Origin of the sequence: Prauserella isguenensis (assembly GCF_014191605.1) — a bacterium.
Taxonomy (GTDB): Bacteria; Actinomycetota; Actinomycetes; order Mycobacteriales; family Pseudonocardiaceae; genus Prauserella; species Prauserella isguenensis.
Map to the genome: position 1 here is coordinate 500,085 of NZ_JACHWU010000003.1, position 17,358 is coordinate 517,442.

General features: G+C 71.3%; 13 protein-coding genes. 5 read left to right on the forward strand and 8 right to left on the reverse strand.

Annotation, left to right across the window (positions count from 1 at the left end; all coding sequences use genetic code 11):
* Positions 1-28: 28 nt before the first annotated feature.
* The 6 genes from FHS23_RS15045 to FHS23_RS15070 are packed head-to-tail and all read right to left on the reverse strand — an operon-like array spanning position 29 to position 5,230.
* On the reverse strand, positions 29-1,090 hold the full coding sequence (locus FHS23_RS15045; RefSeq protein WP_183656136.1) for a nitronate monooxygenase: 1,062 nt from the start codon (positions 1,088-1,090) through the stop codon (positions 29-31).
* Positions 1,091-1,116: 26 nt separating this feature from the next.
* Positions 1,117-1,851, reverse strand: a complete 735-nt coding sequence (locus FHS23_RS15050; protein WP_183655165.1) for a CoA-transferase subunit beta — start codon at positions 1,849-1,851, stop codon at positions 1,117-1,119.
* Positions 1,848-2,714 carry a CoA transferase subunit A gene (locus tag FHS23_RS15055; RefSeq protein WP_183655169.1) on the reverse strand — a complete coding sequence of 289 codons (867 nt, stop codon included), beginning with the start codon at positions 2,712-2,714 and terminating at the stop codon, positions 1,848-1,850. The genes FHS23_RS15050 and FHS23_RS15055 overlap by 4 nt, the downstream gene beginning before the upstream one ends.
* The gene (locus tag FHS23_RS15060) at positions 2,714-3,463 is read right to left on the reverse strand and encodes an enoyl-CoA hydratase family protein (RefSeq protein WP_183655172.1); all 750 of its coding nucleotides are present in this window, start codon (positions 3,461-3,463) and stop codon (positions 2,714-2,716) included. Before FHS23_RS15060 ends, FHS23_RS15055 begins: the two co-directional genes overlap by 1 nt.
* The gene (locus FHS23_RS15065; RefSeq protein WP_183655174.1) at positions 3,460-4,374 is read right to left on the reverse strand and encodes an SDR family oxidoreductase; all 915 of its coding nucleotides are present in this window, start codon (positions 4,372-4,374) and stop codon (positions 3,460-3,462) included. Before FHS23_RS15065 ends, FHS23_RS15060 begins: the two co-directional genes overlap by 4 nt.
* Positions 4,367-5,230 carry an SDR family oxidoreductase gene (locus FHS23_RS15070; protein ID WP_183655178.1) on the reverse strand — a complete coding sequence of 288 codons (864 nt, stop codon included), beginning with the start codon at positions 5,228-5,230 and terminating at the stop codon, positions 4,367-4,369. The genes FHS23_RS15065 and FHS23_RS15070 overlap by 8 nt, the downstream gene beginning before the upstream one ends.
* 116 nt (positions 5,231-5,346) lie before the next feature.
* On the opposite strand from FHS23_RS15070, the gene FHS23_RS15075 reads away from it, so the two are divergent.
* Positions 5,347-7,215 (forward strand): AMP-dependent synthetase/ligase, encoded by a 1,869-nt coding sequence (locus FHS23_RS15075; protein WP_183655181.1) that lies wholly within the window; start codon positions 5,347-5,349, stop codon positions 7,213-7,215.
* A 12-nt stretch (positions 7,216-7,227) separates the two neighbouring features.
* Here FHS23_RS15075 and FHS23_RS15080 read toward each other — a convergent pair whose 3' ends face one another.
* On the reverse strand, positions 7,228-8,118 hold the full coding sequence (locus FHS23_RS15080; RefSeq protein ID WP_183655184.1) for an SDR family NAD(P)-dependent oxidoreductase: 891 nt from the start codon (positions 8,116-8,118) through the stop codon (positions 7,228-7,230).
* 999 nt (positions 8,119-9,117) lie between these two features.
* On the opposite strand from FHS23_RS15080, the gene FHS23_RS15085 reads away from it, so the two are divergent.
* The 4 genes from FHS23_RS15085 to FHS23_RS15100 all read left to right on the forward strand — a co-directional run bounded on the left by FHS23_RS15085 (position 9,118) and on the right by FHS23_RS15100 (position 15,641).
* Entirely contained in the window at positions 9,118-10,314 is a 1,197-nt protein-coding gene (locus FHS23_RS15085) for a GGDEF domain-containing protein (protein ID WP_343053956.1), read from the forward strand.
* A 150-nt stretch (positions 10,315-10,464) separates the two neighbouring features.
* Positions 10,465-12,735, forward strand: a complete 2,271-nt coding sequence (locus FHS23_RS15090) for a phospholipase A2 (protein WP_183655190.1) — start codon at positions 10,465-10,467, stop codon at positions 12,733-12,735.
* Positions 12,736-13,030: 295 nt separating this feature from the next.
* A complete protein-coding gene (locus FHS23_RS15095) occupies positions 13,031-14,863 on the forward strand; it encodes an LCP family protein (RefSeq protein ID WP_343053957.1) in 1,833 nt (610 codons plus the stop codon).
* Positions 14,864-15,143: 280 nt separating this feature from the next.
* On the forward strand, positions 15,144-15,641 hold the full coding sequence (locus tag FHS23_RS15100; protein ID WP_183656140.1) for a helix-turn-helix domain-containing protein: 498 nt from the start codon (positions 15,144-15,146) through the stop codon (positions 15,639-15,641).
* A gap of 111 nt (positions 15,642-15,752) precedes the next feature.
* Here FHS23_RS15100 and FHS23_RS15105 read toward each other — a convergent pair whose 3' ends face one another.
* Positions 15,753-17,222 (reverse strand): flavin-containing monooxygenase, encoded by a 1,470-nt coding sequence (locus tag FHS23_RS15105; protein WP_183655193.1) that lies wholly within the window; start codon positions 17,220-17,222, stop codon positions 15,753-15,755.
* Between the last annotated feature and the right edge of the window lie 136 nt (positions 17,223-17,358).

Here is a 17,358-nt window from a genome sequence, read left to right on the forward strand (position 1 = left end):
GCAGAACGCGCGGTGACGGGCGGATCGGTCAGGCCGGTCGCAGGACGAGGTCGGCGTTCGCCCGCAGCACCGCGGCCGCGTCGGCCACGACGCCGTCGACGAGCTCGGCCACCGTGGGCAGGTCGTCGACCGCCCCCACGACCTGTCCCGACGCCAGCACACCGGTGTCCGTCCGGCCGTCGACCAGCCCGGACCGCAACAGCATCGGCGTGTTGGCCGCCATCAGAACCTGCCCCCACGTCAGGTCGTTGCCGCGCTTCATCGCAAGGCCCTCCCGTACCATCGCGATCGGTGACAGTCCGGTCAGTGCACGGAACCGCACCGCGTTGCGCAACGCCCGGACGGCACCGGCGAACCGGCCGGACGACTCCAGGCGCTCGACCAACTCGGTACGCAGCACGCGGTGCGGCATGCCGTCGACCCGGTCGGTCACGACCGTGCCCGAGACGTCCCGCTCCAGGTAGCGGCGTTTGACCTCCTCCGGCACGGTGCTCTCGGCCGTCAGCAGGAACCGGGTGCCCATCGCGATCCCCGCCGCGCCGTAGGACAACGCCGCTGCGAGTCCGCGGCCGTCGAAGAATCCGCCCGCCGCGACGACCGGGATGTCGACCGCGTCGACCACGGACGGCAGCAGGACCGTCGTCGCCACCGAGCCCGTGTGCCCGCCGCCTTCGCCGCCTTGCACCACGACGGCGTCGGCGCCCCACGAGGCCACCTTCTCCGCGTGCCGCACCGCACCGACGGACGGGATCACGAGGATGCCGTGGTCCTTGAGCTTCGCGATCTGTTCCCTGCGCGGTGCCAGCGCGAACGATGCCACGCGCACGCCGTGGTCGATCAGCAGGTCGACCCTGCGGTCGGCGTCCTCGGCGTCGGCCCGCAGGTTGACGCCGAACGGCCGGTCCGTGCGCCGTTTCGTCTCGGTGATCGCGGCCGCGAGCTCGTCGAAGGTCATCGTCGCCGACGCGAGGATGCCGAGGCCGCCCGCCTGGGCCGTCGCACCGACGAGCCGTGACCCCGCCACCCAGCCCATGCCGGTCTGCACGACCGGATGCCGGACGCCCACCAGGCGCGTGAGTGGAGTGTCCACTGTGACCGCCGGATCCGCACCTGCCGTCATGACGGCACTTCCTGATCCCGCATACCCGCGGGGTCGAGCACGTCGCGGATCAGGTGCAGTTCCTCGGCTGTGGGTAGGCGTGAGGTGCTCGCACCGGTGCAGTCGACGGGGAACGACGTCGCCTCCGCCACCTCGTCCTCGGTCACGCCGGGGTGCAACGACAGCCCGCGCATCACGTGGTCGGGCCCGCCGAAGTCGAACACGCCGAGGTTCGTCACCACCCGGTGGACGTCGTGGAAGCGTTGCGCCGCCGCGCCGGCCTTCGCCGCGTTGTCGTATCCGACGCCCGCCACGACGTCGACCGACTCCACGAACACGCGCCTGCCGTGGCGCGGCACCCAGTAGCTCGTGCGGTGGTTGACGGTGTTGCCCGGCGCCCCGCGCACGCCCAGCAGCTGCTTCGCGGGACGGTCGTGCTCGCCGATCGCGGAGATGTTCTGGTTGCCGTACCGGTCGACCTGGTTGGCGCCCATCACAACGTGCCGCCTGCCGTGCGGCACGATCGTGTCGAGCATCTTCCGGAACGGCTGCCACCCTTCGACCGTGCCGTCGCCGTCGACGAGGTAGGCCTGTCCGTCGGACAGCAGCAGGTCCGGCTCGAACGTCGCCCGCGCCAGCCGCGCACCCAACGACGGGACGGTTCCCATCGGGCTCGCCACGAGCTCGCCGTCGCCGCGGAACAGCTCGGCCACCGCCACCACGGCGATCTCGGCCCTCGTCACGTCACTCATGCGGCCACCTCCGTGGCGAACCGGTCGATCTCGGCCCGATACGCGGCCTCGTCTCCGGAGAGGAAACGGTCGACGAAGGACGGCCACCGCTCGGGATCCTTCGCGGAGTCGACATAGTGCTTCTGGAACTGTTCGTCCCTGCCGTAGTCCGGGGCCGCGGTGGTGAAGTGCGCCCCGCGCGGCGCCTCGATCACACCGTCCACAGCGGATCGGTTGAGCAACAGCGACTGCACCGGCCCGCCCTCGGTCAGCTCGGTCGTGGGCACGACACGTTCGGCCGACACGAAACGTGTCGCCGCGGCGAGGCAGAACAGGTCGTCGAAGTAGGGGTCCGGGCCGAGGTACTGGGCGTTGCCGCGTGCGTCGGCGCGGTTCAGATGGACGAACGCGACGTCGAGGGGCTGCGCGGGCACGGCGAGCAGCTCCTCGCCGTCCGCGTAGGGCGAACGCACCGTCCGCAGCTGCGGCGACAACCGCGGCACGTCGGAACCGAGGCCCGCTCGCGTCGGCAGGAACGGCAACCGCTGGGCAGCGGCTTGCAGCGCCAGACCGAACATGCCCTCGTCGTACTCGGTGACCTCGATGTCACCGCTCTCCCGCGCGCGGCCGAAGTGCGGATCGAACGGCACCGAATCGAGCGTCACGAACCCGAAAACGACGCGCCGCACCTTCCCCGCGGCGCACAGCAGTCCGACGTCGGGCCCGCCGTAGGACACGACGGTCAGGTCCTTCACCGGCGAGCGGAGGATCGCCCGCACCGCGGCCATCGGCTTGCGCCGGGAACCCCAGCCACCGATACCGATCGTCATCCCATCGCGCAGTTCGGCGACCGCGTCGTCGACGGTCGTACGTTTGTCGGCCATCACGACCCCTTCTCGTCCAGGAACGCCTGCCGCGCCGCGTCCGAGGCGCCGAGCAGGTTCAGCTCGAACGTGAAGCCCTGTTCGAACCGGTAACTGCGGTGCACGTCCTGCGTGTCGATGCCGTTGAGCGCCTCCTTCGCGGCGCGGATCACCCGGGTGTCCTTCGCGGCGATCGACCGGGCCAACTCCAGCGCGGCGTCGTCCAGTTCGGACGTCGGCACGACCGCGTAGACCGAGCCGAATCCCTGCAGTTCGGCCGCCGTGACCGTGCGTGCGGTGAAGTACAGCGTGCGCATCAGGTGCGGTGGCACCAGCCGGGCGAGGTGCGTCGCCGCGCCGAGCGCCCCGCGTTCCACCTCCGGCACACCGAAGGTCGCGTCGTCGGAGGCCACGACGACGTCGGCGTTGCCGACGAGCCCGACCCCGCCGCCGAGGCAGTGCCCGTGCACCGCGGCGACCACCGGCACCGCACAGTCGTAGACGGCGCCGAACGCCGCGTAGCAGCCCCGGTTCGCGCCCACGAGCGCCTCGTAACCGCTGCTCGCCTGGATCTCCTTGATGTCGACGCCCGCGTTGAAACCGCGTCCCTCGGCCCGCAGCACGACGACGTGCACGTCCGGGTCGGCGCCCGCCGCGCGCACGGTGTCGGCCAGTTCGAACCAGCCCGCGACCGTCAGCGCGTTGACCGGCGGCGCGTCGACCGTGACCACCTCGATGTGCTCGTCGACGCGTTTCCTCGTGATGGTCATCCGCCCACTCCGTAGACAGGTTCCGGTGCCGGCGCCTTCGCCAGCAGGTCCGTCACGACCGGGCCCAGTTCGGCCGGGTCCCAGCGTGCTCCCTTGTCGACCTCCGGTCCGTGGCGCCACGACTGGGCCACCGAGACCTTGCCTCCCTCCACTTCGAACACGCGCCCTGTCACGTCCGCAGACTCCGCACTGCCCAGCCAGACGGCCAGTGGCGAGACGTTCTCCGGTGCCATGGCGTCGAATCCGTCGTCGGGACGCGCCATCATGTCGGCGAACACGTCCTCCGTCATGCGGGTGCGCGCCGACGGCGCGATCGCGTTGACCGTCACGCCGTAGCGGGCCAGCTCGGCGGCCGCCACCACGGTCAGACCCGCGATCCCCGCCTTGGCCGCGGAGTAGTTCGCCTGGCCGACGCTGCCGAGCAACCCGGCTCCGGAGCTCGTGTTGATCACCCGAGCGTCCGGTGTGCGTCCCGCCTTCGACTCCGCCCGCCAGTACGCGCCTGCGTGGCGCAGCGTGGCGAAGTGTCCTCGCAGGTGCACCCGCATCACGGCGTCCCACTCGTCCGCGCCGAGGTTGACGAGCATGCGGTCCCGGACCACGCCCGCGTTGTTGACGAGCACGTCGAGGCCTCCGAAGCGCTCGACGGTGTCGTCGACGAGCGCCTGCGCCGCGTCGAAGTCGGCCACGTCGTGGGTGCTGGCGAGAGCCGTGCCGCCGCGGTCGGCGATCTCGGCGACGACGTCCGCCGCCGGTCCCTCGCCGGTGCGTGAGCCGTCCAGCGCCACGCCGACGTCGTTGACCACGACCCGTGCGCCCGCGTCGGCGAAGGCGAGCGCATGCGCCCGTCCGATGCCCCGCCCGGCGCCGGTCACGATGACCACCCGGTCGCGGCACAGCCCGTTACCCATGTGCGTTCTCCCGTCGAATGTCGCGGTCCGCGGTCGCGGTCCCAGTGGTGCCGCCGGGGTCCGCCGCGGCGTCGTTCGCGTCCGCCGCGGTGAGGAAGGCGGGCCGCTCACCGCCGCCGTGGACGAGGAGGGAGGCGCCGGTGACGTAGGAGGCGAGCGGCGAGGCGAGGAACGCCGCGCACCGCCCGATCTCCGCGGGTTCGGCGAGCCTGCCGAGCGGCACCGTGGCCCCGACCGCGGCGATGCCCTCCTCGCTGCCGTAGTGCAGATGCGCCTGCTCGGTGCGCACCATGCCGACGGCGAGGGCGTTGACCCGCACCTTCGGCGCCCATTCCACGGCGAGGCTGGCGGTCAGGTTCTCGAGCCCCGCCTTGGCTGCTCCGTAGGCGGCGGTGCCGGGCGAGGAACGCCTGCCGCTGACGCTGCCGACCATGACGATCGAGCCGCCGTCGTCCTGGCGCCGCATCACCGCGTTGGCCTGCTGTGCGACGTGGAGCGGTGCGAGGAGGTTGAGTTGGACGATCTTGTCGTGGAACCGCGGCGAGGCCTCCGCCGCGGCGGCGTGCGGTGCCCCGCCCGCATTGTTGACCACGACGTCGAGTCGGCCCCAGCGTTCGAGAACCTGTTCCATCATCGCCTCGATCTGCCCGGGGTCGCGCACGTCGCACTCCACGAAGCAGGCGTCGGACGCGCCGGGCGGAGTCCGCCCGCAGACGACCACCCGGGCGCCGAGTTCACGGAAAGTGGCCGAGATCCCCGCGCCGACTCCCCGCGCTCCGCCGGTCACGAGTACGACCGCCCCGTCGTACGAGAGCTCCCGATCCGCCACGAACACCTCCGTTCCCCGTGCGCCCATGAAACTAGAACATGTTTCTATTCTCGACAAGGTCGCCGCGCACGGACTTTCCGGGGTGACATCGAGCACATAGGGTGGGAACTCTCGTCAGCGCCGACCAGAACCCGGGAGTCCCCATGGCAGCACCGTCCGCGGACCGCCGAGCCGACGCCACAGCAGCCCCGCAGCCCGTCACCGCCGATCCCGGCACCGACACCATCCCCGCGCTGCTGCAACGCAACGCACGCGACTTCGCCGACCTGCCCGCGCTGACGTCACTCGACGTCGAAGGGGCCCCGACCCTGAACTGGGCCGCCCTGCGCGACGAGGTCGCAGCGGTCGCCCGCGGACTGGCGGACCTCGGACTGCGTTCCGGACAGCGGATGCTGATCATGGCGCCGAGCAGGCCGGAGCACATCATCGTCGACCTGGCCGCGACCTGCCTCGGCGCGATCCCGTGCACGGCCTACTCGACGCTGAGCAGCGACCAGATCGCCTTCGTCGCCGAACACAGCGCGGCACCCGTGGCCGTGCTCGCCGGCACCGACGAACTCGCCCGCTGGCGACCGGTGCTGGATTCACTGCCCGCACTGGCCCACGTCGTCGTGATGGACGACGACGCCGTGCCCTCCGGCGACGACCGGTTCCTCGCGTTCGACGAACTCCACGCGCAGGGCGCGGCCGCGCATCCGGCCGACCCGGACACGTTCGACCGCGCCGTGGCGGACGTCAGGCCCGACGACCCGCTGGCGATGATCTACACCTCGGGCACGACGGGCGTACCGAAGGGCGTCGTGCTGTCCCACCGCAACGCGCTCCACGAAGCCGTGGCACTGCGCGACCTGCACGAGAACCCACCGCACCTGACGAACGTCGCGTACCTGCCGCTCGCGCACATCGCCGAGCGCGTGCTGTCGATCTACCTGCCGACGGTCAACGCGGGCCATGTGCACACGCTCGTCGACCCCGCCAACGTCGTCACCGCCCTCGGGCGGGTGCATCCCCAGCAGTTCTTCGGCGTGCCGCGGGTCTGGGAGAAGATGGTCGCCGGCCTGAAGAACATGCTCGCAGGACTACCCGAGGAGAAGCAGACCGCGCTGCTGCAGGCCAATGAACTGTTGCAGGAGGGCTACAAGCTCCGCAGCGCTGGTGAGCCGGTTCCCGCTGACCTGGCCGAGCGCATCGCCGAGACCGACGAGGCGGTGCTCGCGCCGGTCCGGCAGATGCTCGGGCTCGACCGCCTGTTCCTGGCTTCCAGCGGTGCCGCGGCGCTACCCGTCGAGGTGCTGTACTTCATCGCCGGGTTGGGCGTCGAGATCCAGGAGGTGTGGGGCCTGTCCGAGACGACGGGCGCCGTCACCGCCAACACTGCGGGCGCGTTCCGTGCGGGCACGGTCGGCAGGCCGCTGCCCGGCATCGAGGTACGCGTCGCCGACGACGGCGAGCTGCTCGTCCGGGGACCCATCGTGTTCCTCGGCTACCTGCAGGCCGACGGCACGATCGAGGACGTGACCGACGACGACGGCTGGTTCGCCACCGGCGACATCGGCACGATCGACGCGGACGGCTACGTCACCATCACCGACCGCAAGAAGGAGCTGATCATCACCGCGGGCGGCAAGAACATCGCCCCGTCGCGGATCGAGGGTCTGCTCAAGGAGCACCCGCTGATCGGGCAGGCCGTCGCGATCGGCGACGACCGGCCCTACATCAGCGCGCTCATCGTGCTCGACGACGAGATCGCACCCGCGTGGGCGGCGGCGCGGGGTATCGAGGCGGCCGAGCCGGCCACGCTGGCGAGTCACCCACAGGTGCGGGCGGAGATCGAGCAGGCCGTCGACGCCGCGAACGAACGGCTCGCGCGGGTGGAACAGGTCAAGCAGTACACGCTGCTGTCGCGGTCGTGGACCCCGGAGAGCGGCGAGCTGACACCCACGCTGAAGCTCAAGCGGCGGGTGATCAACGAGCGCTACCGCGACGACATCGAGTCGCTGTACGGAGCATGACTCGGCCCCCTGTCAGGCGCTGCTGACGTTGAGCCACTTCCGAAGCCGCGGCGGAACCCGCTTCTCCAGACCGTACGGCTCGAGGTGGGCGCCGAAGACCTCCTCGAACGCACGTTGGACGCCCTCGGTGTCCCACACGTCGCGTTCGAGGATCGGTGCCTTCAGGTACGGCTGGCCGACGATGTGCAGTTGCGGCCCGTTGCAGCGCACCAGCTGGCCGGTGATGCCCGCCGAACCGTCACCGAGCAGGTAGAGCACCAGCGGCGCGATGCGGCTGGGCGTGCGGTCCGGCGGGCAACCGCGCAGCGCCCGTTCGGACGTCCACACCATGCGCGTGTGGGCGAGCGGGCACACGGCGTTGACGCGAATGCCCTCGTCCTCCATGTCGAGGGCCCACGAGTACGTCAACGACGCGACGGCTCCCTTGCTCGCGGCGTACGCGCCGAGCTTGCGCTGCCCGAGGGACGCGCCGGAACTGATGTTGACGATCGACCCGCCGCGGCCCGCGTCGACCATGGCGCGGGCCGCGGCCATGCCGGTGAAGGCCACACCGAGCACGTTGGTCTCGATCAGGCTGCGCACACGGGCCGGATCGTCCTCCCACGGCAGCGCCTCGTGGTTCACCGCGGCGTTGTTGACCAGGCCGTCGACGCCGCCGAACTCGCCGACGCACGTGTGCACGACGGCGGCGGCCTGGTCGGCGTCCGACACGTCGTGTGCACTCGCGACCGCGCGGCCACCGTGAGCCCGGATGTTCGCCGCCACGGACTCGGCGGCGCCGACGTCGACGTCGTTGACGACGACATCGGCGCCCGCGCGCGCCGCGTGCACGGCGAACGCCTCCCCCAGTCCTCGTCCGGCGCCGGTGACGACGACGGCCTTGCCGCCGAGTAACCCGTCCATGTCGACCTCCCGCTGTCAGCACCCGGTCCGACCGCGAGGGGGTTCTACCCACAGCAGCGGTCCTTCCCAGTCTTTCCCCCTGATGGCGCAGCACATGCCTGCCATCGGCGGACGGACGGGTAGGTGCGCCGAGCGTGCGGCAACCGATCGGCCCCATGGAAGAGCGCGGCCGAACGGGCAGCGGTACCGGGAACGAACGGCCACCCGGGCCTCACGCCCCGGCGCGGGAGCGCCGGCGGCGGCCGAGCCGCCAGGACATCACGCCGGCCGGTCACACGGGTCAGAAGTCACGGTCGAACATCACGGAACCTCCCCTCACCTCACAGACGGCGAGCTGGGCGAACGCTGTGCGGCTCGGCGTATCGTGTGGGATCAGCCTAGTCGGCGCCATGCCCCTCCACCAGGGCATTCGACTCCGGAGACCCGGCCGGCGCAGCACGCCCGACCCGGCTCGCCGTCCCCTTCTCGGTGACGTCTCACCCACGCCCGTGCCGTACGCGGACGAAACGGGCACACCCGTGATCCACTGTCACGGAGACGACACCACTCGATACGCAACGTGTTCGTATCGCGGTGCGACGGAGGCCGCGATGGCGGGTATCCGCAGACACCGGCCCCAGGACAGTAGGGAGGTCACCCATGCGGCGCGAGCGGCATGTCCGGCTTCCTCCAGGGTCCGGCGCCGGCGGGTCCGGTCCCGCGCATTCCGTCGGCACCACCTCCGGCACCACCTCCGGCACCACCTCCGGCACCACCTCCGGCACCGCAGCATCCCGATCCGCGTCCCGTTCCGCAGCGTCCCGTTCCGCAGCGTCCCGTTCCGCGGCGTCCGAGCCCCCGGTGCCGAGGGCGCAAACCGCTCCGGCCGCGGCGGCCGACGGTCCCGTCTCGCGGCACGTGCCTCGTCACGGAGCCGGTCCGGAGCGGCGCCGCCCCGGACCGATCAACCCGCTGAGATGGAAGCTGTGGCGGCGACCGCCGGCGTTCATCGGATTCGTCGTGGTCGCCGAGCTCGTGGCCCTGGCCGGGGTCGCGCTCGCCGCGATGTCCGCACCGACACCCGGGACGACGGACTGGCTCCGGCTCGGGCTCCTCTTCGCGGGAGCCACCGTCCACATCCAGCTGACGCGGCGGCAGGAGGAACGCCGTCGCAGCCGGATGCGGTCGGTGCTCATCGACCTGAACGCGGTGTGGGTGTTTCCCGCCGTGCTGGTGTTGCCGGTGACGCTGACGGTGGCGCTGATCGTCGCGGTGCGCGCCCAACGCTGGCTCATCGCACGGCGCCCCGCACACAACTTCGTGTTCTCGACCGTCGCGCACTGTTTCGCGGCGGCGCTGGCCGGAAACCTCCACCGCGCGCTCGGTCCGTCCGACTGGGAGTCGCTCACCGCGGCCGCGTCGCTGCGCGAGTTCGCCCTGATCCTGCTCGCCGCGGCCGTGTACGAGAGCGTGCAGCTGGTCTACGTCGGCGGTGCGATCGCGCTCAGCGGGCCGTCGCCCACGCGGCGCGGGGTGTTCGGCAGCACCGCCGACAACCTGCTCGAGGCCATCGCCACGGGCCTGGGCGCCGTGACGGCGGTACTGCTGGTCGCGCTGCCGCCCGCGGTGCTGATCATGACCGCGGTGGCGGTCGTGTTCAACCGGCTCGCCGAGATCGAACAACTGCAGGCCGACGCCGCCAGCGACCCGAAGACCGGACTGCGCAACATGCGCGGCTGGTCGGAGGCCGCCGGCCGCGCGCTCCGCAGGGTGCGCCGCGCCGACGGCGTCCTCGCGGTGCTGATGATCGACCTCGACCACTTCAAGGACGTCAACGACACCTACGGCCATCCCGCGGGCGACGACGTCCTGACGCGGGTGGCGGGCGTGCTGCGCGAGGCCACCAGGCCGGCCGACATCGTCGGCCGGTTCGGCGGCGAGGAGTTCCTCCTGCTGCTGCCCGACACCGACGCCGATGCGGCGAGACACGCCGCCGAGCGCATTCGCGCGACCATCGCGGAACTGCACATCGACACGACCGACAAACGCGGTTCGCACGTCGCGATCGCGGGTCCCACGGCGTCGGTCGGCATCGCCGTGTATCCGGACCACGCGACGACGCTGGACGACCTCACGCAGGCCGCCGACGCCGCGGTGTACGCCGCGAAGGAAGCCGGGCGTGACGCGGTGCATCTGGCGGAGCCCGCGGGCCCGTGACCCGGTCGGGCGGCCACTCACCCGGCGGTTCCGCAGGGCGGGCCGGATGCGGCACGTGACCGCGCCGCGTGACCCCCGTCACCAGATCGTCACGCTTTCGGGGGTTCCCCCGATATCCGCTTCACACGGCCGCTGCCACCCTGGACGTCGATGGCCCACCCGACCACCGAGTCCGCCGAGGCATCCCCGGCCTCCGCGTCGCCGGTGCCCGTCGCGCCACCACCGCGCGGCGGGCACCGGCGACGCGGCTTCGGACGAGGGCTCGGCCGAGGACTGAACACCACCGGGCGCGTGCTGCTGCTGCTCGTCGTGGTCGTCGGGTTCGGGTTCTTCGCCTCCCGCTCCGCTCCGCCACCGGAGCAGGGGCCGCCCCACGGTGACGTGGCCATGGCCGAGCAGGCCGCACACGCGCTGCTCGACCCGCGGACGGCGGGTGAGGCCCACGAGCGCCTTCCCTCGGACTTCCGGGCAGTCACGGGCGCCGCGGCGGGCGAGGAGACCGCACGAGACGGCACCGTGCGGTCGGTCCACATCGACGGCGGATGCTCGGCGCCCTGGGGCGACGACGGGACCCGGTGGAACTTCGACACGGCGTGCCGGGCACACGATCTCGGCTACGACCTGTTGCGCTACGCCGACGCCAAGGGCCATCCACTCGACCCGGCGTTGCGTGACGGGCTCGATCAGCGACTGGCCGACGACATGCACGCCACGTGCGAGACCAACCCGCGCGGCTCCGCGCGCGCCTGCCACGCCGTCGCGTCGCTGTACGCGGCGGGCATGGACGTCAACTCGTGGCATCAGCGTTGGGGACCGCCCACCGGCGAACCCCTGGGCCCACTGCTGGCGGGGGTTGCTGCGATCGGCCTGCTGCTGGCCTTCCGGTTGCGCACGTGGCGGAGGAGCCGACGGGCGCGCCCGCGGGTCGTGACCGCACCGCCCCGGCCCGCGGCGCCCGCGAACCGGTGGCGACTGCTCGGCGTCGCCGCGATCGGAGCGATCGTGCTCGGCGAATCGGCCGTCGCGCTCGCAGGCTGGGCGGGCGTCGACGAGGCGTGGCTGTGGCCCGCGACCTGGCTCGCCCAGTTCGCGTTCGTGTTCTTCTTCGCCGGCGGTCACGCGAACCTCGCGGACTGGCGCGACGTACGGAACGCGGGAGGCGGATACCGCGAGTACCTGGCACACCGCACGAGCTGGCTACTCCGCATGGCACTGGTGTTCGCTCTCGTGGCCTTCGCGGTGCCGACGGCACTCGAGCTGATGACGGTGCCGTCCTCGACCGTCGAGGTCGCCGTGCGTATCGCGCTGCATCCGCTGTGGCTGCTCGGTGTCTACGTGCTGACGGCCGTCGCGGCACCGGTGATGCACCTGCTGCACCGGAAGGCAGCCACGGTCACGGGTGTCGTCCTGGTCGCCGCGCTGGGCGGGTTGGTGGTGGCCGCCGAACGCACCCAGACGCCGGTGCTGGCCGGCCTCGCGGCGCTGGTCATGGCCCTCATCGCGCAACAGTTGGCGCTCGTCCACGCGACCGGGCGGCTCCGCTCGGCCCGGCCCGCCGCGGTCACGGCCGTCCTCGGCACGGTGCTGCTGGCCGCGGGCGCGTGGCAGGGCCTCGTTCCCGCGACGGTCCTCGGCGCCCCCGACGGTCCTCCGCCGTTGGCCGGCCCGGTCGTCCCGGTGCTGCTGCTCGGGCTGGTGCAACTGAGCGTGCTCCGCCTGGCTCGTACGCCGCTGGCCGCACTGGCACGCAGGCCACGGCTGCGGCTCGCCGCCGGGCGCGCCGCACAGGCACCGATGAGCCTCTACCTGCTGTTCCTATCCGGAATGATCCTGCTGGTCGCGGCCGTGTACCTGCCGGACCTGGTGCCGTCGGGCAGCCTGCGTGTGGGCCTCGCCGTGGCCATGTTGGCCGTGCCCGCGCTCGCGGTGTTCTGGTGGTTCGAACGGCATGCCGCCCACCGGCCGCCCGCCGCTCCGGCGCAGCTGCCCACGGCTCGCCTGGAACGGCTGCTCGCCCACGTCGCCACGACCGCGGGCGTCGGCTACGCCACGATCGGGGTCTTCGGGTTCGCGCTGTCCAGCTTCCGCACCTTCGGTGACACGCCGCTGCTGCCGGAGTTGCCGCTCGACCCGATCCAGAGTCTCGTCCACCTGCTGCTGGGGATGTCGCTGCTGCACACGGTCCGCACCGGGGACAGTCACTCCCCGCGTACCTGGCTGCTCACCGCGCTGGCCTGTGTCCCGCCGTTGCTCTCGGCCACGGCCGGACCGGGAGTGTTCACCGCGGGCGTCGTCGTCTACACGGCCACGGGGGCGCTGGCGGTCGCCGCGGTACTGGCTACGGTGTGGGCCGCGCGCCGGGCCTCCCGGCCGCTGCGGTCGTTGTGGCGCGTTCCGCCCACCGGGACGGCCGAGGGATGAGCGAATCCGACACCGGCCGCGATCCGGGCAGCCTCCGGACGGCCTGCCGTGTCCTCGGCCACATAAAGGCACCGATGTGCCACGCTACGAACAACCTCCGGCCGCGCCGCCGCGTCTCCCTGGAGGGCCGGGCTCCGGCCGTACGCGGTTCCCTACGGGGTACCCCGTACCGGAGACCGGTGCCGGAGATCGTTGCCGGACACCGGGTCGACGCCCGGCGACGGCGTCGACGCAACGGCCCGCGACCCACCGAGCCCGCAGTACGCCCCACGAGTCAGGAAAGGGAGCCGTCGGCGTGAACGAACCACCGCGGAACCCGTCTCAGGGGCGTGGCCCGCAGCGGCCGTGGCAGCGCGGCGCCGACGGCCCACCCGCCGGCGGGCAGGGGCCGGGACCCCGCGGCCCGCAGCGGCCCGCGAACCCGCAGCGGTCACCCGAACCGGGGTCGCCCGTGGGCGGTGGCAGGCCGGGGCAACCGCGCAAGTCCGGCCCGCCCCCGGCCGCCCGTGGAGGCGAGCCCGCAGGTCCACGGCGAACCCCGGCCGCCGGCGGGCAGGGCTCTCCGGCGGCGTCCGCGGGCAACGGACCGCGTAAGCCACCGCCGCCGGGCAAGGGCGACCGGCCACGCGGCGGCAGGCCCGTCCCGCCGAAGCGACGGTCGTCGCTGCTGGCACCGAAGGTCGCGCTGGCGATCGTGTCGGTGCTGGTCATGTCGCTCACGGGATATGCGTGGGCCGCGATGCAGGGCCTGGTCAACGGCCTGACGATGGCCGACGTGATCGACGAGGGGTCGAAGCCCGCCGACGGGGCGCGCGACATCCTGCTGGTCGGCATGGACAGCCGCACCGACGCTCAGGGCAACCCGCTGCCCGAGAAGATGCTGGCCAAGCTCAACGCCGGGGTCGCCGACGGCGAGCTGAACACCGACACGCTGATCTTCGTGCGCATCCCGAACGACGGCAGCAAGGCGACCGCGATGTCGCTGCCGCGGGACTCGTACGTCGACATCCCCGGTTACGGCAAGCACAAGATCAATTCGGCGTACGCACGGGCGAAGTCCGACGCGCGCCAGCAGTTGCAGGCCGAAGGCGTCACCGACAAGGCCGACCTGGAGGTTCGCAGCAACCAGGCGGGCGCCAAGAAGCTCATCGAGACGGTCGAGGGCGTCACCGGCGCGTCGATCGACAACTACGCGTCGATCAACCTGCTGGGCTTCCACGACATCACCAAGGCCATCGGCGGCGTCGAGGTGTGCCTCAACGAGCCGGTCGACGACCCGTACTCGGGGGCCAAGTTCGACGCGGGCAAGCAGACGATCTCCGGTCACCAGGCACTGGCGTTCGTCCGGCAGCGGCACGGTCTGCTGCGCGGCGACCTCGACCGCGTCGTGCGGCAACAGGTCTTCATGGCCGGGCTGGCCAGGAAGGTCGTGTCCGCGGGCACGCTCGCCGACCCCGCGAAGTTGAACAACCTCATCGACTCGATCCAGAAGTCGGTCGTCGTGAACAAGGGCTGGGACCTGCTCGGGTTCGCCCAGCAGTTGCAGGGCCTGTCGGCGGGCAACATCGAGTTCACCACGATCCCGGTCGCGAACCCGGAGTACGAGACTCCGAGCGACGGCCAGGCCGTCCAGGTCGACCCGGCGGAGGTGCAGTCGTACGTCCGCGAGCTGGCGGGCCTGAAGGACCCCAAGGAGTCGTCGAAACCTGCTCCCGCACCGTCGGAGATCACTGTCGACGTCCTGAACGGCTCGAGCATCACCGGACTGGCCGGGAGTGTGTCGGAGACGTTGACGGCCGCAGGCTTCGGCCAGGGCGAGGTGGGCAACACCGACCCCCGCACGACGACGGTCGTGCAGGCGGCCGAGGGTGAGCGCGCGACGGGCGAGAAGGTCGCCGGGAAGCTCGGCGACGTGTCGGTGGAGACGAGCTCCTCGGTGCCGCCGGGGCAGGTTCAGGTACTGCTCGGGCCGGACTACGAGGCCCCGGCCGACTCGGGTGGCGGCGCGGCACCGGGCGGCGCCCCCGAGGGACTGCGCGCGCAGGCACAGGGCCCGCCCGCCCCGCAGCAGCAACAGCCCTCGGGCGACGAGCCGATCAGCGCCGACGGCGTCACCTGCGTCAACTGACGCCCGACCCGCTGTCCCGATCCCCTGTCGCAACCGGCTGTCGCCACCGGCCGGTATCGGCGCTGTGACCCCCGTCGAACGTCGCCGCGTGCACAGGTGAGACCTATTCACACAGGGTGAGCCCATTCGGGGCAATAACGTCACCCACACAGACTAAGTTGACAAGAAGAGCGAATCTTTTTCGCACAGTCGCGTCAGCACGACGCCCCAGCGCACTTTCATTCGGGTGAAGGACGCAGAGCCGGGCCATCCGGCAGATGATGCGGGCAGGGGACAAGGAGTGCTGATCGACGCGGACGCTTTCCAGCGCGTCCTGGGGGAAGAACTGCGCAAGCTCAGAAAGCAGCGCGGTTGGACAAGGAAAGAGTTGAACGAGCGGCTGCAGAGCGACATCTCGCTGCAGACACTCGCCACCTACGAACTGGGCACCAGGCACTGTTCGGTGGTTCGACTGGTGGAGCTGTGCACGGCTTTGGGGGAACCGCCCCAAGACCTGCTCGGGCGGGTACACCGGCGGGTCTTCGGCGACGATCCGGGGCAGATCAGGGTGAACCTCGCGAGCGTCGTCGCCGACGACAGTCCGGGGCTGTCACCGCTGCGGCGGTGGGCCGAGGACCGGCTGCAGCGGTCGAGTTCACCGGAGATCCAGCTCGACCACTCGGCACTGGAGCGCATGGCCGAGCTGTGCCGGATGCCCACGACGCAGCTGCTGGCCAAACTCGCCGAGCTCTCGCCGGGTCCGGGTGCGGCCACGGGGGACGCCCACCGGCACGGCTGACCACACGACCCTCCGGCCCCCGACACGACGACGGCCGGGTGACGGCTGCTCCCGTCACCCGGCCGGTCCGCGTCGTCGGCTCACCGCCGCGGCGTCACGCCGCCGGAGGCGTCACTTGGTCAGCGTGTAGTCGCTCGGGTCGAGCTTGCGGGTCTGCATCCAGTACCGCCACGTGAAGCCGGGCCAGACGGTGCGGTTGACACCCTGGGCGTCGAGGTACCAGCTGGTGCAGCCGCCGCGGCTCCAGATGCCGCCTTCGAGTTTGCGCTGGATGTCGGTGTTGAACTTGTCCTGCACCTCGGGCCGCACCTCGATCGCCTCGGCGTCCTTGCGCTCGGTGTACTCGATGGCCTCGGCGATGTAGCGGATCTGCTGCTCGATCATGAACACGACCGAGTTGTGCCCCAGGCCGGTGTTCGGCCCCAGCAGGAAGAACAGGTTCGGGAAGCCCGCGACGGTGATGCCCTTGTGCGTCTGCATCCCCTCGGTCGCCCACAGTTTGCCCAGGTCCTGCCCCCCGACCCCGACGATGTTCAGGTGGTCGAACGCGTCGGTCACGTGGAAGCCGGTGCCGTAGATGATGACGTCGGCCTCGCGCTCGACACCCGCGGAATCGATCACGCTGTTCTCGGTCACCTCGGCGACCCCGTCGGTGACGACGTCGACGTTGTCGCGCTGAAGCGCCGGGTAGTAGTCGTTGGAGATGAGCACGCGCTTGCAGCCCATCACGTAATCGGGCGTGACCTTCTCCCGCAGTTCGGGATCGCGGACCTGCTTCTTGACGTGCCGCTCGGCGACCTTCTGAGCGAACTTCATGATCCTCGGGTCACCGTTGAACCCGATGGCGCGCATCTCGAGCATCCAGTAGATGGCGCTGCGGTAGAGCCGCTGGACACCGGGGACCCGTGCGAAGAGCTTGCGGACCCAGCCGGGCATCCGACGGTCGGGCTTCGGCATGATCCACGGCGGTGTGCGCTGGAAGAGCGTCAGCCTGTCGACCTCCTTGGCGATCTGCGGCACGAACTGCACCGCACTCGCTCCCGTGCCGACGACCGCGACCTTCTTGTCGCGCAGGTCGACGTCGTGGTCCCACTGCGCGGAGTGGAACGCGGGCCCCTGGAACCTCTCGGCGCCGCGCAGTTCGGGGATCTGGGGGATGTGCAGCGCGCCGACGCCTGCGACCAGGTGCTTGCCGACGAACTCGTCGCCGCGGGCGGTGCTCACGTGCCAGCGTCGGGTCTCCTCGTCCCACCGGGCGCCGGTCAGCTCCTGCCCGAAGTGGATCGAGCGGTAGAGGTCGTACTTCCTGGCGGTGGCGCGCAGGTAGTCGTGGATCTCCGGCTGCCGGGAGAACGCCCGCGACCAGTCGGGGTTCTGCTCGAACGAGAACGAGTACATGTGCGACTGGATGTCGCAGGCGCAGCCGGGGTAGGTGTTGTCGCGCCAGGTGCCGCCCACTTCGTCGGCCTTCTCGATGACCACGAAGTCCTCGCGTCCGTCCTGGCGGAGCTTGATCGCCATCCCCATGCCGGAGAACCCGGTCCCGACGATGATGACGCCCGCCTCGATGCGGTTGCCCATGCGTGCCTCCAGCCGCTGTCTGCTCCCGTTGCCTGTTACCGCGAGTCCACCTTACTCGAAGTAGGTTACTTCCGGTAGCCTAGGGTCTGTGAGTTCTACGGCGAAAGCCCCCGACACCGCCGGGGGCGGAGCGGAA